This is a genomic window from Kitasatospora sp. NPDC054795, assembly GCF_053611565.1.
This window is the reverse complement of the sequence record NZ_JBSHAP010000036.1, coordinates 1-21,045: the sequence shown is the minus strand read 5'-3', so window position 1 is coordinate 21,045 and position 21,045 is coordinate 1. Positions and strand designations below refer to the sequence as shown.

Sequence of the window (21,045 nt, the reverse complement as noted above, 5' to 3'; positions counted from 1 at the left end):
GCATCCACCATCGCTCCGCCTTCCGCACCCCGGTTCGGGAGTTACTCATGGTAAGGCATTGCGACGCAGGGTGGCAGACCCTTTCGCCGGTCTCCGGACGGCCGTTCAGCGCCGCCCGGCTTCGGCCAGGGCCTCGCCGGTGAGCCGGTAGACCGTCCACTCGTCCATCGGCACCGCGCCGATCGCCTTGTAGAAGTCGATCGAGGGCTGGTTCCAGTCCAGGACCGACCATTCGACCCGGGAGTAGCCGCGTTCGACGGCGATCCGGGCGAGCTCCAGCAGCAGCGCCTTGCCGTGGCCGCCGCCGCGCGCCTGCGGACGGACGTACAGGTCCTCCAGGTAGACCCCGTGGGTGCCGCGCCAGGTCGAGAAGTTGCGGAACCACACCGCGAAGCCGACCGGCTCGCCGGTGGCGTCGTCCTCGGCGATCAGCCCGAACAGGGCCGGGTTCTCGCCGAACAGGGCGTCGTGCAGCTGCTCCTCGGTGGCCTTCGCCTCGTGCAGGGCCTGCTCGTAGTCCGCGAGTTCGCGGATCATGGCATGGATGACGGGAACGTCGGTGGCGACGGCGGTGCGGATCATGCCTGTGAGCCTACTGCTCGGGACCCGTCTCGTCCCAGGCCTGGACGGAGGTCTGGTCGACGATCCGGCCGTCCCGCAGCACGGCCATCGAGGACATCAGCACCCGGACGCCGTCGGGGTACCGGCAGGACTCCAGGAAGGCGGCGTGGTCGCCCTGGACCACCACCTGTTCCAGCTTGTGGGTCATCTCGCGGCCGTAGACGTCGTCCAGCATGGCGCCGATCTCCTCCCGGCCGTGCATCACCAGGGGGTGGCTGGGCTGGGTCCTGCGATCGACCATGCGCAGTTCGGCGTCCTGGGCGTAGAGCGCGAGGAGGGTCTCGGCGTCGCAGCGCTCGATGCCCTCGCGCAGGGCGCGGGTGTCGAAGGCGCCGGGGGCCGCCATCGTGGTCATGATCTCGCTCCTCCGGTCGGGTTCCGTCGGCTCGTACCTTGAGCGTACGCCCGCGGCCACCGCCCCGGAGGAGCGGACCGGGGGCCGTCAGCGGGCCGGCACGGTGCGCAGGTACTCGGCCAGTGCGCCGACCGCTGCCGGGTTGCGCGGGCTCTCCACCAGGTCGACGTAGTCCATGACGAAGATCCGGTCGTTCCTGACCGCGGAGACGTTGGCCAGTGGCGGGAAGGACTTCAGGAACTTCCGCTTCTCCTCGGCCCCGGGTGTCGCGTAGTCGTTGATCACGATCACCTCCGGGTCGCGCCGCACCACGCCCTCCCAGCCGGCCGTGACCCAGGTGTCGGCGAGGTCGCCCATGATGTTGCTCCCGCCGGCCTTGGCGATGATCTCGTTGGCGGCGGCGAACTTCCCGGCGGTGTACGGCTTGTCCTGCCCGCTGTCGTACAGGAAGACGGACGGGCGGCGCTCGGGTTGCGGGACGGCGGCGATCTGCGCCTTGAAGTCCGCGATCAGCCTGTCGGAGCGGTCCTTGACGTCGAAGATCTCGCCGAGGTTGGCCAGGTCGGTGTAGAGGGCCTCCAGCGGGTCCATCACGCCGCGCTCGGTGCCCTTGCCGCTGCGGCAGGACTCGCTGAGCACGTACGAGTCGACGCCGAGCGCCTTGAAGGCCTGCGGGGTGACGCCGGCGCCCTCGTCGAAGCCGTAGTGCCAGCCGGCGAGGACCAGGTCGGCCCGGGCGTCCAGGGCGATCTCCTTGGTGAGCACCTTCTTGGAGAGCCAGGTGGTCTGCTGGTAGCCGTCCTTCCAGGCCACCTTGTCGATCCGGCCCTTGTCGTCGGGCATCACGTAGCCGGCCATCCGGTCGGCGAGGCCGAGGGAGAGCATCAGCTCGGTGATGTTGACGTCGTTGGTCACCACCCGGGCGGGCTTCTGCGCGAAGGTGAGCTTCTGCCCGCAGTTGTCCACCGTCACCGGGTAGTGGGCGGAGGCGGTGGCGGCCTCCTTCGGGGCGATCTCGGCGCCGCAGGCGGTGAGTCCGAGGACGAGCAGGGCGACGGTGGCAACGGCCTTGGTGCGCAAGGTGGTTCCTCTGGGCAGACGGGACGGGTCAGGAGGAGGGGGCGAGCCGGTCGAACAGCAGCTGGAGGGCGCCGGTCTCCGGGTGCCGCACCGGGGTGGCGCGGACGCCGAACACCTCGGCCAGCAGGGCGGGGCGGAGCACCTCGTGGGGCGGGCCGGAGGCGACGATCCGCCCGGCCCGCAGCACGTAGACCAGGTCGCAGTGGCCGGCCGCCAGGTTGAGGTCGTGCAGCGCGGTGAGCACCGTCGGGCCGGCCTCGCGGGCGAGCGCCAGCACCTCCAACTGGTGGGCGATGTCGAGGTGGTTGGTGGGTTCGTCCAGCACCAGCAGGCGCGGTTCCTGGACCAGCGCGCGGGCGAACAGCACCCGCTGCTTCTCGCCCCCGGACAGGCTCAGGAAGCCGCGCTCGGCGAGGTGTCCGGCCCGGACCTTGCGCAGCGCCCCGGCGCAGCGCTCCGCGTCCCCGTCGGCCGGGGAGCCGAAGCCGCGGCGGTGCGGCAGCCGGCCCATGGCGACCACCTCGGCGACGGTGAAGTCGAACTCGGCGGAGTGCTCCTGGGTCAGCGCGGCCACCCGGCGGGCCGTGTCGCGGGCGCTCAGGGCGTGCAGGTCGTCGCCGGCCAGCCGGACCACGCCGCCGGCCGGCTTCAGCACCCGGTAAACGCAGCGCAGCAGGGTCGACTTGCCGCTGCCGTTCGGGCCGACCAGCCCGACCACCTGCCCGGCGGCGGCCGCCAGGTTCACCTCGTGGACCAGCCGGGTGCCGGCCAGCTCCACCGAGACGGCGTCGACGGCGAGGTCCTGGGCCCGCGCCGGGGCGGTCGGGTCGGCCGGGTCGGTCGCCGTGGTCACGTCGGTCACCGGGTTCCTCCGAGGGCCTGGCCGCGGCGGCGCATCATCAGCAGGAAGGCGGGTACGCCGAGCACCGCGGTGAACACCCCGACGGGCAGTTCGGCGGGTGCCAGCAGGGTGCGCGAGGCGATGTCCACCCAGACCAGCAGCAGCGCCCCGGCGAGCGGCGCGATCACCAGCACCCGGCGGTGCCCGGCGCCGACCAGCATCCGCGCCAGGTGCGGCATCAGCAGCCCGACGAAGCCGATCGCCCCGCTGACCGCGACCACGGTGCCGGTGACGGCGGCCGTCACCACGAACAGCTCGCGGCGCAGCCGGTCCGGGTCCACGCCGAGCGAGGCGGAGGTCTCGTCGCCCATGGCGAGCGCGTCCAGCCGCCCGGCGGCGCAGGCCAGGTACGCGAGGCCGGCCACCACCGTGACGGCGGCGATCGGCACCTTGCCCCAGGTGGCGCCGCCGAGGCTGCCGAGCAGCCACATCATGGCGTCCCGGGCGGCCTCGCCGCGGTCGGCGGCGAAGACCATCAGGGTGGTGGCGGCGGAGAAGCCGTAGGACAGCGCGGTGCCGGTGAGCACCAGGCGCAGCGGGGTGAGTCCGTACGCGGTGCGGGCGGCGAGGTAGACGAGCGTCATGGCGGCCAGCGCGGAGCCGAAGGCGGAGGCGGAGATCGCCCACACCCCGAGCGAGGCGAAGGCGCCGAAGAGCAGGACGGCGTTGGCGCCGACGGCCGCGCCGGAGGAGATGCCGAGTACGAAGGGGTCGGCCAGCGCGTTGCGCACCAGGGCCTGGACGGCGACCCCGCAGGCGGCGAGTCCGGCGCCGACGACGGCGGCCAGCACGGTGCGCGGCAGCCGGATCTCCCAGACGATCGCGTACGCGGCCGCCTCGCCCGCGTCCAGCCGTCCGCCCGTCAGCCCGGCGCCCAGCAGCCGCAGCACCCGGGGCAGGCCGAGTCCGGAGGAGCCGAGGGCGACCCCGCAGAGCAGCGACAGCAGCAGGGCGGCGACGAGGCCGGCGGCGAGCGGGACGACGGGTATTCGACGGGTGGGCGGGCCGACTGCACGGTCCACGACTGCACGGTCCACGGGTGCGCCTTGCCTCGGGCCGCGGGTGCGCCGGGGCGGGCGCCGGCCGAAGGCGTGCCGCGGCGCCGTTCCCCTCGCAGTCCGCGGCGAGTTGTCGGGAGTTCAGCGGCCGGGGGCGATCGGGCTGGCGCGGGCCGTACGGGCTGGTACGGGCCGTGCTCACCGTTGCGGGTCAGCGCCGGATTCACACCGGACTTCCCCCTCGGACGCCCTGGCAGCATAACAGCCACTCAGGGCAGGCAACCCTTACCGGCCCTGGGTGGGCCGGGAACGCGCGACCGCCCCCGTCCGGCGGTACGGACGGGGGCGGTCGGGTGGCGACGTGTCAGGCTCAGGCCTGCTTGGTCTCCCAGAAGATCTTGTCGACCTCGGCGATCAGGTCCAGCAGGGCCTGGCCGGTGGCCGGGTCGGTGGACGCCTTGGCGGCCGAGGCGGCCTTCAGGGTGTCGTTGATCAGCTGGTGCAGCTGCGGGTACTTCTCGAAGTGCGGGGCCTTGAAGTAGTCGCTCCACAGCACCGAGATGTGGTGCTTGACGGCCTCGGCGCGCTGCTCCTTGATGATGATGGCGCGGGCGCGGAAGTGCGGGTCCTCGTTGGCCTGGTACTTCTCCTGGGTGGCCTTGACCGACTCGGCCTCCAGCTTGGCCTGAGCCGGGTCGTACACGCCGCAGGGCAGGTCGCAGTGGGCGTGGGCGGTGGCGCGAGGTGCAAACAGACGAGAGAACATGGGAGTCCTTCCTTAGATCGTCTTCCCGCGCCCGAGATTACCCTTCCGGCCTCGCCGTTTCGCGATCGGGCGGCGGGCCTAGGGCAAAAGACGGACCAGGAACCGGGGTAATCCGGACATCGGACCGGTGACGGTCCGTACGGCAGACTGGGGGCGGGCGGAGCAGGAGGAGGAGTCGTGGCGCGGAGCACGCGACCGCAGGGCGCCGGGGCCGGGGGGCCGGACCGGGGCGGCGCGCTGCCGTTCGGACTGGTCGACGTGGCGGGGCCGTCGATGGTCCCGACCCTGCGCGAGGGCGACCAGCTGCTGGTCCGCTACGGCGCGCCGATCCGGCCGGGCGCGGTGGTGGTCTTCCGGCACCCCTTCCAGCAGGACCTGCTGGTGGTGAAGCGGGCCGCCGAGCGCCGGGCCGCGGGCTGGTGGCTGCTCTCCGACAACCGCCCGGTGGACAGCGACAGCCGCAGCTACGGCGCCGTGCCGGACGAGCTGGTGCTCGGCCGGGTGCTGCTGCGGCTGCGCCCGAGCCCGGTCTGGCTGGCGCCGGGGCGCCGGCTGGAGCGGCTGCTGCTCAACCCGCGGCTGGCCCGGGTGCCGGGCCTCGCCCGCCGGCTCGGCGCCTGGGTGGAGGACGTCTAGGTCCTGTCCCGGGCCGCCGCCTCCGCCTCCTGGCGCTTGCGGGCCCGGTAGGCGGCCACGTTGGCGCGGGTCGCGCAGCGGTCCGAGCAGTAGCGGCGGGAGCGGTTGGTCGAGGTGTCCAGGTAGGCGTTGCGGCAGGGCGCGGCCTGGCAGATGCCGAGCCGGTCGGCGCCCAGCTCGGTCAGGTGGACGGCCAGGCCCATGCAGGCGACCGCGGTGAAGTGCGCGGTGGCGGTGGGGGAGTTGTCGGCCAGGTGCAGGTGCCAGCGCGGTCGTCCGGCGTCGTCCAGGTAGTCGTGCCCGGAGACCAGCGGGCTGACCGGGTACTCCATCAGCAGGCTGTTCAGCAGGTCGACGCCGCGGATCTCGTCCCCCTCCGCGGCGGCCTCGAAGACCCCGCGCAGCCGGGTCCGCACCGCCCGCAGCCGGGGCAGGTCGGACTCGTCGGCGAGCGCGGCGGCCCGCGCGGAGTCGGAGAACAGGCCGCGCACGGCCTCCACGGAGGTCAGCGTGTCGGTGCCGCGCTCGGGCTCCTCGGTGTTCACCAGCCGAACGGCGAGATCGGCGTAGGCGGCGAGCTCCACAGGGGTCCTTCCAGGTTCGGTAACGGGCTGACTGCCTCCAGCCTATTACCTGGGCGGAGCTCCGGCCTCTTTTCCCTGGCGGGAGGGCGTCGGCACCCGGCAGGAGCGGCCTGCCGGGCGCCGACGGTACGGGCTCAGAGCACCTTGGACAGGAAGGCCCTGGTGCGCTCGTGCTGGGGGTTGGTGAGTACCTCGCGGGGGTTGCCGGACTCGACCACCACACCGCCGTCCATGAACACCAGCGCGTCGCCGACCTCGCGGGCGAAGCCCATCTCGTGGGTGACGACCACCATGGTCATGCCCTCCTCGGCGAGGCCGCGCATGACGTCCAGGACGTCGCCGACCAGCTCCGGGTCGAGCGCGGAGGTCGGCTCGTCGAAGAGCATCAGCTTGGGCTTCATGGCCAGCGCGCGGGCGATCGCCACGCGCTGCTGCTGGCCGCCGGAGAGCTGCGAGGGGTAGTTCTTCGCCTTGTCGGCGAGGCCGACCCGCTCCAGCAGGGCCATGCCGCGCTCGCGGGCGTCGGCCCTGCTCTCGCCCTTGACCTGGACCGGCGCCTCCATGACGTTCTCGACGGCGGTCATGTGCGGGAACAGGTTGAAGCGCTGGAAGACCATGCCGATGTCGCGCCGCTTGAGGGCGACCTCGCGGTCCTTGAGCTCGTACAGCCGGTCGCCCTTCTGCTGGTAGCCGACCAGCTCGCCGTCCACCCAGAGGCGGCCGCCGTTGATCTTCTCCAGGTGGTTGATGCACCGCAGGAAGGTCGACTTGCCGGAGCCGGAGGGGCCGATCAGGCAGAACACCTCGCCCTTCGCCACCTCCAGGTCGATGCCCTTGAGCACCTCGACCGGGCCGTAGGACTTGTGCACGTTCTCGGCGCGGACCATGGGCTCGGCCGGGGCCGCGGCGTCGGCGGGGGTCTTGGTCAGATCGGTCATACGTGACCACCTCCCTCGAGCCCCGGGACGACGTCGGCGGTCGTCCTCGGGGCGGGCTTCCCGGCGAACAGGCCCCGCAGTCGCTGCAGCGGGGTGGGCGGGAGGGTGCGGTTGGAGCCTCGGGCGTAGTGGCGCTCGATGTAGTACTGGCCGATGGTCAGCACCGAGGTGAAGAACAGGTACCAGAGGCTGACCACGATCAGCAGCGGGATGTTCTGGTAGTTCCGGGAGTAGATGACCTGGCCGGCCCGGAAGATCTCCTCCAGGGAGATCACGGAGACCAGCGAGGTGGTCTTGAGCATCGAGATGGTCTCGTTGCCGGTCGGCGGGATGATCACCCGCATGGCCTGCGGCAGGACGATCCGGCGCATGGTCCGGAACCGGCTCATGCCGAGCGCGTGCGCGGCCTCGCTCTGGCCCTCGTCCACCGACTGGATGCCGCCGCGGACGATCTCCGCCATGTAGGCGGCCTCGTTGAGGCCGAGGCCCAGCAGTGCGGCGACGAAGGTCGGGATCAGCACGTTGGTCTGCTGGGACCAGAACTCGGGCCCCCACGGGACGCCGATCGACAGCTTGGCCCAGATCAGGCCGAGGAAGTTCCAGAACACCAGCTGCACCAGCACCGGGGTGCCGCGGAAGATCCAGATGTAGACCCACGCGACGCCGGCCAGCAGCGGGTTCGGGGACAGGCGCATCACCGCGAGGATGATGCCGCCGACCACACCCATGAGCATGGCGAGCACGGTCAGTTCCAGCGTCACCAGCAGGCCGTGCATGATGCTGTCGTGGAACAGGTACTGACCGACGATGTCCCACTTGAAAGCGGGGTTGGTGAGGAGGGCGCTCAGCAGCATCGCCGCGAGCAGGGCGATGACGACGGCGCCCGCCCAGCGTCCGGGGTGGCGGACGGGGACGGCCTTGATGATGTCAGGCCGCCCCTTCTCCGCCGTCCCCTTGTCCAAAGAGTTCACGGTGTGGCCTCGGGGGAGAAGATGGAGCGAACGAGGGTCAGCTGACGGCACCGTTGACGGCCGACGTGGAGATGGCGCCGGCCTCGACGCCCCACTTGGTGAGGATCTGCTTGTAGGTGCCGTCGTCGATCAGCGACTGGACGGCGCCCTGGACGGCCGGGGTCAGCTTGGAGCCCTTGGCCAGGGCGACACCGTAGGGGGCCGTGCCGTAGGTCTCGCCGACCTTCTCCAGCTGGCCGCCGGACTGCTTGATCGCGTAGTCGATCACCTGGGAGTCGGCCATCATCGCCTGGTCGCGCCCGGACACCACGGCGTTGGTGACGTCCGTCTGGAGGTCGAACTTGTCGCCCTCGTTCGGGATGCCCGGCTTGCCGGCCTTGGCGCAGTCCGGGTCGCGGGTGTCCTTGATCTCGTCGGCCTGGGTGGTGCCGGTCTGGACGGCGATCTTCTTGCCGCAGAGGTCCTTCGGGTCGACCTTCTCCGGGTTGCCCTTCTTCACCGCGACGGCGCTGCCGGAGTTGAAGTAGGTGACCATGTCGACGATCTGCTCGCGCTCCTTGTTGTCCGTGAAGGACGACATGCCGAGCTGGAACTTGTTCGACTGGATGCCGGGGATGATCGCGGTGAAGCCGGAGTCCTGGACCTCGGCCTTCAGTCCGAGCTTGGCGGCGATGGCGTTGGCCAGGTCGACGTCCATGCCGATGATCTTGCCGCTGTCGTCCTTGAACTCGTCCGGGGCGTACGAGGCGTCCGCGCCCACGACGATCTTGCCGGCGGACTTGACGTCCTCCGGGACGAGCGAGGCCAGCTTGGGGTCGGCCTTGACCTCGTTGACGGTGGCGGAGGCGTTGGGGGCGCCGCCGCCGTCGCTCTTGCTGCTGCTGCAACCGGTCAGCACGAGGGAGACCGACGCGGCGACCACACCGGCTGCGAGGAGCCGGCTGCGCTGGATACGGGTGGTCATGAGGGGGATCTCCATCCTGGGGGAGAGAGGTCGGGCGGAGCGCGCCGCGGGAGCGGCGCACCGGACCGGCGAGCCGCGCGGCTCGGTACGGGTGCGTGTCGCCGTACGTCGTCGTACGTGCAGGCCGGGTCGTGCGGTTTCCCGGGCGCGGGGGGAGCCGCCCGGGGTCGTACGCGGTACTGCTTCCGCCACCCTCCGCCGAGGTGGACGTTGACCGGACGGCCTCGACCAGTGGCCGACTCGATCCGAGATGGGGGGAATCCTGCCATCTGATGACAGTCAGATGGCCCTCATCCAGATCAAAATCGGATAACGAGGGGTCGCACTGTCCGCTATTCGGACTTATTCCGTGCCCCTGTCACCCTGCGCATACGTATGCAGACCGGTCCGTGCCGCACCCGGCGCCCGTCGCCCGCCGGATCAGATGCCCCCGTTGACCACCGCGTTCTGCGCCGCGCCGGCGCTCACGTTCCACTTGGCCAGGATCTTGTCGTACTCGCCGCTGCGGATCAGCTGGTCGATCGCCTTGGCCAGCACGTCGCGCAGCTGCCCGTCGTCCTTGCGAACCGCGATCCCGTACGGGTTGGAGGTGGACTGCCCGCCGGTCACCTCGAAGCGGCCGCCGCCGTCGGTGGTCTTCGCCGCGTAGGCGGCCACCGGGAAGTCGTTCAGGCCGGCCGCGGCGGCGCCGGAGGCGACCTCGGCCAGCGCCTTGGCGTCGGTGTCCACCTTGTGGGGGGTCAGCGGGCGCCCGGCCCGGGCGCAGACGGCCACCTGGCGGGTGACGATCTCGTCCTGGGTGGTGCCCTGCTGGAGCGAGACGGTCCTGCCGCACAGGTCGTCCAGGCCCTTGATCCCCTTGGGGTTGCCCTTCGGGACGACGATCGAGGTGCCGGCGATGAAGTAGTCCACGAAGTCCACGCCGGGGCCGGTCTGCTTGCCGTTCTCGTCCAGGGCGTCGCGGCGCTGGCGGGTGTCGCTGAGCGCCGACATCGCCACGTCGTACTGCTTGGCCTGGAGGTTCGGCACCAGCTTGTCGAAGGGGGTGTCGACGAACTCGACCCGCACGTCGAGGATCCGGCCCAGGGCGGCGGCGAGCTCCGGGTCGAGGCCGGCCGGCTTGCCGTCCGGGCCGCGGTACTCCACCGGGGCGTAGTTGACGTCCATGCCGACCCGCAGGGCCCCGGCCGTCCGCTGGGCGTTCGGCAGCTTGCCGCGGAGGTCCTTGACCGGGTCGTCCGAGGCGGCCTGCCCGCCGCCGCAGCCGGTCAGCAGCAGGGCACCGGCGGTGGCCAGGGCGGCGGCGGCCGGTATCGGACGACGGGCATGGCGGACGTGAAGCATGAGGGAGGCTCCTGTGGGAGGGACGAGCGGCCGCCACGGTGTCGCGCGGGTGTACGCGAAATGGCGGACAAGCGATCCTGCCATCCCGGCCTGCCGGGCCCGGCGGCGGGTGTGTCAGAATTCGTTACCGGGTGACCCCCGAACGCTCGAACCAGACCGACGAGCCCCGACAGGCTCGGGGTGCCCGGGAACGGAAGTCCTCACGCGGCTCCGTATCCGGGGCGCCGACTCCCCTTCGGATCTGCGTTCACTCCTGCGGGTGCGCGTGCGCTCAAGCCGTTGCCGCCGCCGGTGCCCGGCGCTTCCGACGCCGGGCCCTGTGACGCGACGGCACGGCGATGAACCGCACGTGACGAGGACGAAAAGGCATAGGTGCGATGCCTTCGTCCGACCTACGCTCGGCCCGGAAGCACAACGCGGACAACACAAGACCCCATAAAACCCTCATCCGAGGGCGCCGCCCGACGGCAGCGCCCCGACCCTGACCCCGGGTCCGCTTCGGCGTACCCGGTTTCCGGTTTCCGGCCGGGTCGTCCTGCCCGTCGGCCGCGCGTCCTCGCCAGATCAATGACGAAGAGGTCATCGTGGCAGCGGAGATCATCAGCAGCACCCAGGACACCGACGATCCGGTCGACGCGGTTTTCGCGCTCCACCGCGGCGGCAAGATGGAGATCCGGGCGACCGTCCCGGTGCGCGACGCGGACGACCTGTCCCTCGCCTACACCCCCGGTGTCGCCCGGGTCTGCACGGCCATCGCCGAGCAGCCGGAGCTGGTCAACGACTACACCTGGAAGGCCAACACCGTCGCGGTGGTCACCGACGGCACCGCGGTGCTGGGCCTCGGCGACATCGGCCCGCAGGCCTCGCTGCCCGTGATGGAGGGCAAGGCGATCCTGTTCAAGCAGTTCGGCGGCGTGGACGCGGTGCCGATCGCGCTCGCCTGCACCGGAGTCGACGAGATCGTCGAGACCGTGGTCCGGCTGGCGCCCTCGTTCGGCGGCGTCAACCTGGAGGACATCTCCGCGCCCCGCTGCTTCGAGATCGAGCGCCGGCTCCAGGAGGCCCTGGACATCCCGGTCTTCCACGACGACCAGCACGGCACCGCGATCGTCACCACCGCCGCCCTGTGGAACGCCGCCAAGGTGACCGGCCGTGAGATCGGCTCGCTGCGGGCCGTCATCTCCGGTGCCGGCGCGGCCGGCATCGCCATCGCCAAGATGCTGGTCGCGGCCGGCATCGGCGACGTGGCGGTCTGCGACCGCAAGGGCGTCGTCCACGAGGGCCGCGGCGACCTCACCGACGTCAAGGCCGAGATCGCCGGGCGGACCAACCGCACCGGCCTCAAGGGCTCGCTGGCCGACGCGCTGGCCGGCGCCGACGTGTTCATCGGTGTCTCCGGCGGCACCGTGCCGGAGGAGGTCGTCGCGACCATGGCCGAGGGCGCGTTCGTCTTCGCGATGGCCAACCCCACCCCGGAGATCCACCCCGAGGTCGCGCACAAGTACGCCGCCGTGGTCGCCACCGGCCGCAGCGACTTCCCGAACCAGATCAACAACGTGCTGGCCTTCCCGGGCATCTTCGCGGGCGCCCTCCAGGTCCGCGCCTCCCGGATCACCGAGGGCATGAAGCTCGCCGCCGCCAAGGCGCTGGCCGGCGTCGTGGCCGACGAGCTGACGCCGCAGAAGGTCATCCCCTCGCCGTTCGACGAGCGCGTCGCGCCGGCGGTCACCAAGGCCGTCGCCGAGGCCGCCCGGGCGGAGGGCGTCGCGCGGATCTGACGATCCGACCGGACATCCGCCGAACGGCCCGGGGCCGGGACACGCGTCACACCTCCGCGTGGTTCCCGGCCCCGGCCGTCGCGGCTATCGTCCGGGGCATGTTCGCTGCCTACGCCGCACGTATCGACGCCGCCGACCCGCTGAGCGGGCTGGAACTGGGCGACCTCCCCGAGCCGCAGGCCCGTCCCGGGTGGAGCGTGGTCACGGTCCGGGCCGCCAGCCTCAACCACCACGACCTGTGGTCGCTGCGCGGGGTCGGCCTGCCCGCCGAGAAGCTGCCGATGATCCTCGGCTGCGACGCCGCCGGCGTTGACGAGCACGGCAACGAGGTGGTCCTGCACTCGGTGATCGGCCAGAGCGGCCACGGGGTCGGCCCGGACGAGCCGCGCTCCATCCTGACCGAGCGCTACCAGGGCACCTTCGCCCAGCGGGTCGCGGTACCCACCTGGAACCTGCTGCCCAAGCCCGCCGGGCTGAGCTTCGAAGAGGCCGCCTGCCTGCCCACCGCCTGGCTGACGGCCTACCGGATGCTGTTCACCAACGCCGGGGTCAAGCCCGGGGACACCGTCCTGGTGCAGGGCGCGGGCGGCGGAGTGGCGACCGCGCTGATCGTCCTCGGCAAGGCGGCCGGCCTGCGGGTCTGGGTCACCGGACGGGACGAGGCCAAGCGCGCCCGGGCGGTGGGACTCGGTGCCGACGCGGCCTTCGAGAGCGGCGCCCGGCTGCCCGAGCGGGTGGACGCGGTGCTGGAGACGGTCGGCGCCGCGACCTGGTCGCACTCGGTGAAGTCGCTGCGCCCGGGCGGCACCGTGGTCATCTCCGGCGCCACCTCCGGCCCCAACCCGAGCTCCACCGAGCTGAACCGGATCTTCTTCCTGGAGCTCAAGGTGGTCGGCTCGACCATGGGTACCAAGGAGGAGCTGGCCGGGCTGCTCGCGTTCTGCGCCAACACCGGCGTCCGGCCGGTGATCGACTCGGTGCTGCCGCTGGCCGAGGCCCGGGACGGCTTCGCCCGGCTGGCCGGGGGCGACGTCTTCGGGAAGATCGTCCTCACCCCCTGACGCCGCGGCGGCCCGGCGCCCCCGAACGGGGGCACCGGGCCGTCACCCTCCGGACCGCCGGCTCAGCCGAGCAGCCGCTTCAGCCGCTCGCCCGCGGCGCCCAGCACCGTACGGGCCTCGGCCAGCTTGTCCGCGCTCACCCCGCCGTCCCGGGCCGCGTCGCGGACCTGGTCGCGGAAGCGGTCGAGCAGCCGCTCCAGCTCGCGGGCCGGGTCCCCGGCCGGGTCGGTGCGGGCCCACGGCGGCAGGTCGGCCGCGGCGTCCGCGGCGGGCCCGTCCTTGTCCAGGTCGATCCGGGACACGGTGATCCGCTCGGCGGACCCGGCGGGCTCCTCCTGCGCGCCGTGGCCCCAGCGGGCCGCGTCGGCCAGCCCGGCCAGGCCCTTGGTCAGCTCCGAGAGGCCCTCGGCCAGCCCGGTCGGCCAGTCGCCCTTCGCGGCGTGCTCGCGCACCTGCTGCTCGACCCGCCGCTTGATCCGCAGCGCCTCCTGCTGCGCGGCGGTGCGGGAGGCCTTGGCCTGCTCGCGCAGCCGGCGGGCCTCCGCCTCGGCGGCCTTCGCCTTGGCCTTGGCGGCCTTCTCCTGCTCCCGGGCGCGCTTGGCCTGCTCCTTGGCCTGCTGCTTGAACTGGGCGAACTCCTCCTTGGCGCGCTGCCAGGACTCGTTGTCCCCCCAGGGCCCGGCCCACGGGTCCCCGCCCTCGGTGCGCTCCGGCCGGGGCGCCTGCTTCGCGGCGTTCCACAGCTCCTCGCGCAGGTCCTTGGCGCTGTCCCGGACGTCCTCGCGGATCGCCCCGGCGAGCTGGGTCACGGAGTCGTGGATCTCCACCTCCAGCTCCTCCAACTCGACCTGACGGGCTTCGAGTTCGGCGCGGCCGGCGTCGGTCAGCCGGTACACCTTGCGGCCGCCCTCGGTGCTGTGGGCGACCAGGCCCTCCTGCTCCAGCTTGGCCAGCCGCGGGTAGACCGTCCCGGCCGAAGGGGCGTACAGGCCCTGGAACCGCTCCTCCAGCAGCCGGATGACCTCGTAGCCGTGCCGCGGGGCCTCGTCCAGCAGCTTCAGCAGGTAGAGGCGGAGCCGGCCGTGGCCGAACACCGGGGTCATCTCAGGCCTCCTTGGTGAGGTTCGGGGTGCCGGGGCCGGCCGGGAGCTCCTTGACCACCACCGGGCCCTCCTCCTCCGAGTCGGGGCGGCGCAGCACGGTGACCGCGCCGGAGACGGTGGTGACGTTGAGGTTGCCGCGGCCCTCGCCGAGCCGGCCGGAGATCTTCTTGGCGCCCCAGGTGCTGCTCATCTGGAGTTCCTCGAAGGTGCTGGAGACGTCGCCGCTGGTGGAGCCGGCCTCGACGGTGGCGTCGGCCAGCGAGGGGATCCGGACCACGACCGCGCCGCTGACGGTGTTGACCTTGACGTCGGTCTCACCCGCCACGTCGAGGTCCAGGGTGACGGCCCCGGTGACGGTGTTGGCCTGGATCCGGTCGGCGGTACCGGCGATCACGGTGAGCTGCCCGGAGACGGTGTTGACCTTGAGCCGGCCGCCGACCGCCTGGGCGTCCACGTCGCCGGTGACGGTACTGGCCTCGATCCGGCCGGTCACCCCGGCGAGGGTGGTGTCACCGTTGGCGCTCTGCACCGAGACGTGCCCGCTGACGCCGCTGACGGTGGCGTGCGCCGACACGGTGCCGACCTTGACCTCGACGTCGGCCGGGACGGTCACGGTCACGCCGGCGATCCGCTTGCGCTTGAAGGAGCCGAAGAAGTTCTTCACCGAGCCGACCGACTTCAGCCAGTCGCCGAACTCGCCCCAGCTGTTGATGTCCTTGTAGGTGACCGTGAGGACGCCGTCCACCAGGGTCACGTGCAGGGGGTCGCCGACCAGCTCGGTGACCTCCAGACGGGCCGGGCCCTCGGCCGCGACCACGTTCACCGTGCCCTCGATGGTCCGCACGTGCAGCGTGCGCACCGACTCGTCGAAGGTGATCCTCTCGGTGCCCTCGACCGTCCACTGGCTCATCTCTGCCGCCTCCCGTCGCGGATCGCGATGTATCGCGTTCTCTTTTAAAGACGATATATCGCGTGCTGGCAGAGTCAAGCGTGCCGGACCCCGATCCCGACCCCGATCCGTCCCCGAGACCTCCCCTACGGGGACGGCGGGGCTCCGTACCCGAACACGCGCGAGGCCCGGGAGGCGGTTGCCTCCCGGGCCTCGCGGCGGCCGTCACCGGGTCACTCGTCGTCCTCGTCGTCGAGCCGCGCCAGCCAGGTGGCCAGCCGCTCGACCGGGACCTCGAAGTCCGGGTTGAGGTCGACGAACGCGCGCAGCTGCTCGGCCAGCCACCCCAGGGTGACCTCCTCCTCGCCGCGCCGGTTCTCCAGTTCCTCGATGCCTCGGTCGGTGAAGTACACGGTTCGCTCCGGTCCGATGGGGATTGACCTGGTCAGGATAGTCCGGGGCCGATCAGCCGTTGTAGCGGTAGTAGCTCAGCGCGATGCGGACCGCGTCGGTACCCGTCTCGTGGCTGATCATCCTGACGATCGCGACGCTGCGGTCCTTGCGGTTGCGCACGCAGAACACCCGCCCCGGCGGGACGTCCGCCCAGGTGAGCTTGGCGGTGGGGTTCTGGTCGATGGCCGCGGAGCACTGCTCGGGGGTGAGCGAGCCGTCCCGGCTGATGTACCGGTCGAAGTCGGTGTCCACCCTGGGGCCGGAGCTGTCCGGGTCCATGAAGGTGGCCGAGCCCCCGGACGGGCTCACCTTGCCGGCCGCGAGTTCGAAGCCGTAGTCGTGGCCGGGCGAGCCGAGCTCCCGGTCGGTGTAGACCGCGACGTAGGCGCCGCCGGGCAGCGGGGTCCCGGATGCCGTGGGGGCGGACGGCTGCGTGGGCGTGGGCGTGGGGGTGGTCGGGGCCGCGCTCGGCTTCTGGCTCTGGGGGGCCGCCGAGGTGGTCGCGGGCGGCAGCGGATCGGAGGTCCTGGTGACGGTGACCTCGGGGGCCGGCCCGGCCGCCGACCCCTTGCCGTCGTCCAGCTTCTTCATCAGCACCACACCGCCCGCGGTGCCGCCGACCGCCATCACCAGGGCGACGGTGAGCAGCACCTTCCAGGACACCCCGCCCTTGCGCGCGGGCGCGGGCTCCGGGGCGGGCGCGGGCGCAGGGGCGGCGGTCACCGCCGGGCCGGGCGGCGGGGTGTCGTGGGACGGCGGCTCCGGCCGGTGGAACCCGACGGTCGGCGGGGTGGGTAGCACCGGTGCGGTCGGCGACTCGGTGGGCGGCTGCGGGGCGCCGTACGAGCCGACCGGCGGCGGCGCGAAGCCGGACGGGGGCGTCGCCGGCTGCTGCGGCGGGTGGGCCGCGGTGGCCGGGTGGGCCGGCGCGCCGGCGGGGGGCGGGGGAACGGCCGGCATCGCGGGCAGCGGGGCCGGCGGGGTGGCGGGCGCGGCCGGCAGCGGGGTCGGCGGAGTCCTGGGGAGGTCCGAGCGGCGGGTGATCTCGGTGCTGACCTCGCGCGGCAGCCAGTCGTCGCCGAACCGCAGCTGGCCGCCGACCTCCGGGTGGTTGCGGGCGGCCTGGATGATCTCGGCCGGCGTGGGGCGGTCCTCCGGGGACTTCGCCAGGCAGCGCTGGATCAGTTCGCGCAGGTCCGCCGGGACGGCGGTGAGGTCCGCCTCCTCGTGCACCACCCGGTAGAGCACCGCGGTGTCCGGGCCGTCGCCGAACGGCGCGGTGCCGCCGGCCACGTACGCGGCCAGGGCGCCGAGCGCGAAGACGTCGGTGGCCGGGGTGGCCGGGCGGCCCTGGGCCTGCTCGGGGGACATGAAGGCGGGGGAGCCGATCCGGTAGCCGGTGCCGGTCAGCGCGGTGGCGTCGGCGGCCCGGGCGATGCCGAAGTCGATCACCCGCGGGCCGTCCCCGGCGACCAGCACATTGGCGGGCTTGAGGTCGCGGTGGACCACCTCGACGCTGTGGATCGCCTGGAGGGCCTCGGCGATGCCGCCCATCAGCAGCAGTACGGTGCGCACCGGCAGCGCGCCGTTCTCGCGCACCACCTGCTGCAGGGACGGGCCCGGGACGTACGCGGTGACCAGCCAGGGGGCGTCGCCGTCCAGGCCGCCGGAGTCGATCACCTGCGCGGTGTAGAGCCCGTGGATGCGCTGGGCGCTGCTGACCTCCTGGGCGAAGCGGCGGCGGAACTCGCCGTCCTCGGCGAACTCCGGGCGCACCACCTTGAGCGCCACCGGGCGCCCGCCCGGGGTGTAGGAGAGGTAGACCCGGCCCATGCCGCCGGCGCCCAGCCGGGCGAACAGCCGGTAGCCGCCGACCTCCCGGGGGTCGTCCGGGAGGAGCGGCTGGAAGACCGGAGGAAGCGTTCCGGCGTCCCGAGGCGTGTCGGCGGTCATGCGGTGATCCCCCTGGGAGAGCGGTGAGGCGGTACGGCCGCGGCGGCCGGGGCGCGTGGACGGGCGCCTGGTCGCCGGACGGCGAGCCATAACCTATCGATCCGTCAGGAGTCCGCGCACGGTGGCTCCGGATTGGTTGCAGAGCTGGAACCGAACGGGCGGCGGGCACCAACGCCCGTGGCCCCGCCCTCCCGATGGGGAGGACGGGGCCACGGGCGTTCGGACCGCGGGGCTTCGGCGCGTCAGAGCGCGAAGACCTCCTCGACCAGTGCCTGCTGCTCGGCGGCGTGCCGCTTGGCCGAGCCGACCGCCGGGGACGAGGCCGCCGTGCGGGCGACCCGGCGCAGCCGGGCGTCGCCGCCGGTGCGGCCGATGACGACCTGGAGGTGGTCCACCAGGTTCATCGCGATGAACGGCCAGGCGCCCTGGTTGGCCGGCTCCTCCTGCGCCCAGACGAACTGGACGTTGTCGCCGTAGCGGGCCAGCTCCTCCTGGAGCTCGGCCACCGGCAGCGGGTAGAGCCGCTCGACCCGGACGATCGCGGTGTCGGTGACGCCGCGCTCGGTGCGGGCGGCCGCCAGGTCGTAGTAGAACTTGCCGGCGGTGATGACCACCTTGCGGACCTGCGCCGGGTCGACGGTGGAGTCGCCGATGACCGGGCGGAACGAGCCGGACAGGAACTCCTCGGTCGCACTCGCCGCGGCCTTCAGACGCAGCATCGACTTCGGGGTGAAGACGACCAGCGGCTTGTGGTGCGGGTTGTGCGCCTGCCAGCGCAGCAGGTGGAAGTAGTTCGACGGCAGGGTCGGCATGGCGACCGTCATGTTGTTCTGCGCGCACAGCTGGAGGAAGCGCTCCGGGCGGGCGGACGAGTGGTCCGGGCCCTGGCCCTCGTAGCCGTGCGGCAGCAGCAGGGTGACGCCGGAGTGCTGGCCCCACTTCTGCTCGGCGGAGGCGATGTACTCGTCCACCACGGTCTGCGCGCCGTTGACGAAGTCGCCGAACTGCGCCTCCCACATGACCAGCGCGTTCGGGCGGGTCAGCGAGTAGCCGTACTCGAAGCCCATGGCCGCGTACTCCGACAGCAGGCTGTCGTAGACGGTGTAGCGGGCCTGGTCCTCGGTGAGGTACTGCAGCGGGGTGTAGTCCTCGCCGGTCTTGCGGTCGATCAGGACGGCGTGCCGCTGGCCGAAGGTGCCGCGGCGGCTGTCCTGGCCGGCCAGGCGGACCGGGTGGCCCTCCATCAGCAGCGAGCCGATGGCGAGGGTCTCGCCCATCGCCCAGTCGATGGTGTTGTCCTCGACCGAGCCGGCGCGGCGCTGCAGCTGCGGCAGCAGGCGCGGGTGGACGGTCAGCCAGTCCGGGTGGTTGACCTGGGAGGCGGCGATCCGCTTGACCATCTCCTGGGAGATGCCGGTCCGGATGGAGACCGGGAAGTCGGCGACCGGCTTGCCCGTGGTGGTGTCGGCCGGGGCCTGGGCCGCGTCGCGGACCTCGGCGAAGACCTTCTCCAGCTGGCCCTGGAAGTCCTGGAGCGCCTGCTCCGCCTCTTCCATGGTGATGTCGCCGCGACCGATCAGGCCCTCGGTGTACAGCTTGCGCACCGAGCGCTTCTTGTCGATCAGGTCGTACATCAGCGGCTGGGTGAACGACGGGTTGTCGGCCTCGTTGTGACCGCGGCGGCGGTAGCAGATGAGGTCGATCACCACGTCCTTGTGGAACTCCTGGCGGAACTCGAAGGCGAGCCGCGCGACGCGGACCACGGCCTCCGGGTCGTCGCCGTTCACGTGGAAGATCGGGGCCTCGATCATGCGTGCCACGTCGGTGCAGTACATCGAGGAGCGCGAGGACGCCGGGGCGGCGGTGAAGCCGACCTGGTTGTTCACCACGACGTGCACGGTGCCGCCGGTGCGGTAGCCGCGCAGCTGCGACATGTTCAGGGTCTCCGCGACGACGCCCTGGCCGGCGAAGGCCGCGTCGCCGTGGATCTGGATCGGCAGCACCGGGAAGGTGGTGCCGCCCTGGTCCAGGATGTCCTGCTTGGCGCGGGCGATGCCCTCGACGACCGGGTCGACCGTCTCCAGGTGGGAGGGGTTCGCGGCGAGCGAGACCTTGATGGTCTCGCCGTCCAGGCCGGTGAAGGTGCCCTCGGAGCCCAGGTGGTACTTGACGTCACCGGAGCCGTGCATCGACTTCGGGTCGAGGTTGCCCTCGAACTCGCCGAAGATCTTGCCGTACGGCTTGCCGACGATGTTGGCGAGCACGTTCAGGCGGCCGCGGTGGGCCATGCCGATGACGGCCTCGTCGAGGCGGTGCTCGGCGGCGGCGTCGATGGTCGCGTCCAGCAGCGCGATCAGCGACTCACCGCCCTCCAGCGAGAAGCGCTTCTGCCCGACGTACTTGGTCTGCAGGAAGGTCTCGAAGGCCTCGGCCGAGTTCAGCCGGCGAAGGATCCGCAGCTGCTCCTCGCGCTCGGGCTTCGCGTACGGCTTCTCCAGGCGCTCCTGCAGCCACTTGCGCTGCTTCGGGTCCTGGATGTGCATGTACTCGATGCCGACGGTGCGGCAGTAGGTGTTGCGCAGCAGGCCGAGGATGTCGCGGAGCTTCATCATCTTCTGGCTGCCGAAACCGCCGACCGCGAACTCGCGCTCCAGGTCCCACAGGGTGAGGCCGTGGGTGGTGACGTCCAGGTCGGGGTGCTTGCGCTGCTTGTACTCCAGCGGGTCGGTGTCGGCCATCAGGTGGCCGCGGACCCGGTAGGAGTGGATCAGCTCCATGACGCGGGCGGTCTTGTTGACCTCGTCGTCGTGGGTGGTGGCGACGTCGGTCGCCCAGCGGACCGGCTCGTACGGGATCCGCAGCGACTCGAAGATCTCGTCGTAGAAGCCGTTCTCGCCGAGCAGCAGGCGGTGGATCTCGCGCAGGAACTCGCCGGACGCCGCGCCCTGGATGACGCGGTGGTCGTAGGTCGAGGTCAGCGTCATGATCTTGGAGACGCCCAGGCGGGACAGGGTCTCCGGGGCGGAGCCCTGGAACTCGGCCGGGTACTCCATGGCGCCGACGCCGACGATGGTGCCCTGGTTCTGCATCAGGCGCGGCACGGAGTGCACGGTGCCGATGCCGCCGGGGTTGGTCAGCGAGACCGTGACGCCGGTGAAGTCGTCCATGGTCAGCTTGTTGGCGCGGGCCCGGCGGACGATGTCCTCGTAGGCCTGCCAGAAGCCGAAGAAGTCGAGCGTCTCGGCCTTCTTGATGGCCGCGACGACCAGCTGGCGGTCGCCGTTCGGCTTGACCAGGTCGATGGCCAGACCGAGGTTGACGTGCTCCGGCTTGACCAGGAAGGCCTTGCCGTTCTCCACCTTGTAGCTGTAGTTCATGCCCGGGGCGGCCTTGATGGCCTGGACCAGGGCGTAGCCGATCAGGTGGGTGAACGAGACCTTGCCGCCGCGGGCGCGCTGCAGGTGGTTGTTGATGACGATGCGGTTGTCGATCAACAGCTTCGCCGGCACGGCGCGGACCGAGGTCGCGGTCGGCACCTCCAGCGAGGCGTCCATGTTGGTGGCGACGGCCTTCGCCGGGCCGCGCAGCTGGATCAGCTCGGGGCCGGCGGTGGCGCCGGCCGCGGCCGGCGCCGGGGCGGCGGCCTTGGG

The 21,045-nt window shown here is 72.1% G+C and carries 19 protein-coding genes and 1 riboswitch; of the genes, 3 read left to right on the top strand and 16 right to left on the bottom strand.

The features are described from left to right. Positions 1-105 precede the first annotated feature (105 nt). From ACWGJO_RS15465 to sodN, 6 genes are all read right to left on the bottom strand, one after another. Positions 106-582 carry an N-acetyltransferase family protein gene (locus tag ACWGJO_RS15465; protein WP_452184060.1) on the bottom strand — a complete coding sequence of 159 codons (477 nt, stop codon included), beginning with the start codon at positions 580-582 and terminating at the stop codon, positions 106-108. Between the two features lie 10 nt (positions 583-592). Continuing rightward, on the bottom strand, positions 593-976 hold the full coding sequence (locus ACWGJO_RS15460) for a nuclear transport factor 2 family protein (protein ID WP_387695208.1): 384 nt from the start codon (positions 974-976) through the stop codon (positions 593-595). Between the two features lie 87 nt (positions 977-1,063). Beyond that, entirely contained in the window at positions 1,064-2,056 is a 993-nt protein-coding gene (locus tag ACWGJO_RS15455; RefSeq protein WP_452184058.1) for an ABC transporter substrate-binding protein, read from the bottom strand. Positions 2,057-2,084: 28 nt separating this feature from the next. Beyond that, a complete protein-coding gene (locus ACWGJO_RS15450; protein WP_452184117.1) occupies positions 2,085-2,909 on the bottom strand; it encodes an ABC transporter ATP-binding protein in 825 nt (274 codons plus the stop codon). A gap of 5 nt (positions 2,910-2,914) precedes the next feature. After that, positions 2,915-3,979: a FecCD family ABC transporter permease gene (locus ACWGJO_RS15445; protein ID WP_452184056.1), complete on the bottom strand. Its 1,065-nt coding sequence runs from the start codon at positions 3,977-3,979 to the stop codon at positions 2,915-2,917. A 139-nt stretch (positions 3,980-4,118) separates the two neighbouring features. After that, positions 4,119-4,257: riboswitch (cobalamin riboswitch) on the bottom strand. 68 nt (positions 4,258-4,325) lie between these two features. Further along, the gene (gene sodN / locus ACWGJO_RS15440) at positions 4,326-4,721 is read right to left on the bottom strand and encodes a superoxide dismutase, Ni (protein WP_045699892.1); all 396 of its coding nucleotides are present in this window, start codon (positions 4,719-4,721) and stop codon (positions 4,326-4,328) included. Positions 4,722-4,994: 273 nt separating this feature from the next. On the opposite strand from sodN, the gene sodX reads away from it, so the two are divergent. Next, on the top strand, positions 4,995-5,357 hold the full coding sequence (gene sodX / locus ACWGJO_RS15435; protein WP_452184115.1) for a nickel-type superoxide dismutase maturation protease: 363 nt from the start codon (positions 4,995-4,997) through the stop codon (positions 5,355-5,357). On the opposite strand, the gene ACWGJO_RS15430 is transcribed toward sodX, so the two are convergent. From ACWGJO_RS15430 to ACWGJO_RS15410, 5 genes are all read right to left on the bottom strand, one after another. Continuing rightward, the gene (locus tag ACWGJO_RS15430) at positions 5,354-5,941 is read right to left on the bottom strand and encodes a CGNR zinc finger domain-containing protein (protein WP_452184054.1); all 588 of its coding nucleotides are present in this window, start codon (positions 5,939-5,941) and stop codon (positions 5,354-5,356) included. The two genes, sodX and ACWGJO_RS15430, sit on opposite strands and share 4 nt — an antisense overlap. Before the next feature lie 134 nt (positions 5,942-6,075). Beyond that, entirely contained in the window at positions 6,076-6,879 is an 804-nt protein-coding gene (locus tag ACWGJO_RS15425) for an amino acid ABC transporter ATP-binding protein (RefSeq protein ID WP_452184052.1), read from the bottom strand. After that, positions 6,876-7,850 carry an amino acid ABC transporter permease gene (locus ACWGJO_RS15420; protein ID WP_452184050.1) on the bottom strand — a complete coding sequence of 325 codons (975 nt, stop codon included), beginning with the start codon at positions 7,848-7,850 and terminating at the stop codon, positions 6,876-6,878. Before ACWGJO_RS15420 ends, ACWGJO_RS15425 begins: the two co-directional genes overlap by 4 nt. A 37-nt stretch (positions 7,851-7,887) precedes the next feature. Continuing rightward, positions 7,888-8,814 (bottom strand): ABC transporter substrate-binding protein, encoded by a 927-nt coding sequence (locus ACWGJO_RS15415; RefSeq protein WP_452184048.1) that lies wholly within the window; start codon positions 8,812-8,814, stop codon positions 7,888-7,890. A gap of 420 nt (positions 8,815-9,234) precedes the next feature. Further along, the gene (locus ACWGJO_RS15410) at positions 9,235-10,158 is read right to left on the bottom strand and encodes an ABC transporter substrate-binding protein (protein WP_452184047.1); all 924 of its coding nucleotides are present in this window, start codon (positions 10,156-10,158) and stop codon (positions 9,235-9,237) included. Positions 10,159-10,742: 584 nt separating this feature from the next. Here ACWGJO_RS15410 and ACWGJO_RS15405 point away from each other — a divergent pair. Further along, the gene (locus ACWGJO_RS15405; protein WP_380358323.1) at positions 10,743-11,936 is read left to right on the top strand and encodes an NAD(P)-dependent malic enzyme; all 1,194 of its coding nucleotides are present in this window, start codon (positions 10,743-10,745) and stop codon (positions 11,934-11,936) included. A 98-nt stretch (positions 11,937-12,034) separates the two neighbouring features. Further along, positions 12,035-12,997, top strand: a complete 963-nt coding sequence (locus ACWGJO_RS15400; RefSeq protein ID WP_452184045.1) for a zinc-binding dehydrogenase — start codon at positions 12,035-12,037, stop codon at positions 12,995-12,997. Positions 12,998-13,059: 62 nt separating this feature from the next. On the opposite strand, the gene ACWGJO_RS15395 is transcribed toward ACWGJO_RS15400, so the two are convergent. From ACWGJO_RS15395 to ACWGJO_RS15375, 5 genes are all read right to left on the bottom strand, one after another. Beyond that, positions 13,060-14,100, bottom strand: coding sequence for a helix-turn-helix transcriptional regulator (locus tag ACWGJO_RS15395; protein ID WP_452184043.1), 1,041 nt, complete (start codon positions 14,098-14,100; stop codon positions 13,060-13,062). 1 nt (position 14,101) lies between these two features. Continuing rightward, entirely contained in the window at positions 14,102-15,010 is a 909-nt protein-coding gene (locus ACWGJO_RS15390) for a DUF4097 family beta strand repeat-containing protein (RefSeq protein WP_452184041.1), read from the bottom strand. 212 nt (positions 15,011-15,222) lie between these two features. Then, positions 15,223-15,402: a DUF6104 family protein gene (locus tag ACWGJO_RS15385; RefSeq protein WP_387695218.1), complete on the bottom strand. Its 180-nt coding sequence runs from the start codon at positions 15,400-15,402 to the stop codon at positions 15,223-15,225. A gap of 52 nt (positions 15,403-15,454) precedes the next feature. Next, positions 15,455-17,395: a serine/threonine-protein kinase gene (locus tag ACWGJO_RS15380; RefSeq protein ID WP_452184039.1), complete on the bottom strand. Its 1,941-nt coding sequence runs from the start codon at positions 17,393-17,395 to the stop codon at positions 15,455-15,457. 242 nt (positions 17,396-17,637) lie between these two features. Further along, positions 17,638-21,045, bottom strand: a 3,408-nt coding sequence (locus ACWGJO_RS15375; RefSeq protein ID WP_452184037.1) for a multifunctional oxoglutarate decarboxylase/oxoglutarate dehydrogenase thiamine pyrophosphate-binding subunit/dihydrolipoyllysine-residue succinyltransferase subunit, incomplete at its 5' end; no start/stop codon positions are given.